This is a genomic window from Acinetobacter sp. P1(2025) (assembly GCF_051390655.1).
GTDB classification, from domain to species: domain Bacteria; phylum Pseudomonadota; class Gammaproteobacteria; order Pseudomonadales; family Moraxellaceae; genus Acinetobacter; species Acinetobacter junii.
This window is the reverse complement of sequence record NZ_JBPKBJ010000176.1, coordinates 1-590: the sequence shown is the minus strand read 5'-3', so window position 1 is coordinate 590 and position 590 is coordinate 1. Positions and strand designations below refer to the sequence as shown.

The following is a 590-nucleotide window of genomic DNA, read 5'->3' as shown; positions in this document are numbered from 1 at the left end:
TGGATGTCTGGTGATTTGTAGTCATAAATTTTAGTCCCCACTTGTTTTTAAGTGGGGACTAAATTAAGGCTTATAGGATGAATTCATAAGGTGTGTTCAGCGGACGCTTACGAATAAAATCCCCAATCGATACTGCTTTTTTGATTAGGTTGTTCCAGTCGCTGGAGTTTTTTTGAGCACGATCAGGACCATTGAAATCACTAATATCTAAGTTTAAGTCTTGATACTGACTGGATGATGCTGAAAGATTAATTTTTATAGGATCGGATAGCCACTGACTTCTACTTATATCTTCTTCAAGAGCATGGCAAATAAAACTTTCAAAGTCTTTACGATATATTGGACCAAAAGATGAACGAGAAATTAGATTTTTGAACTGATCTTTTAGTTGTTTGACCTGACTCCTGAGCAGTTCAATATTTATTGTGTCTTGAATTTCACTTAGAAATATAGACTCACTATTCTCAGAATTAAAAGTTATTAGGACTTACGCACTATTATTTATAGACTCTCTGTGGTAGCAGATGATTTTTATCGAGAATAAAGTCATCAATGAAGTTTTTGATCATTGGTCTAAATAATTTCTTCTG

Annotated in this window: 1 pseudogene; it reads right to left on the bottom strand. The window is 33.7% G+C overall.

Features of this window, described 5'->3' with window-relative positions:
- Positions 1-112: 112 nt before the first annotated feature.
- Positions 113-481 (bottom strand): annotated as a pseudogene (gene cap4 / locus ACSC97_RS18250) (CD-NTase-associated endodeoxyribonuclease Cap4); the annotation flags it as partial.
- Positions 482-590 lie beyond the last annotated feature (109 nt).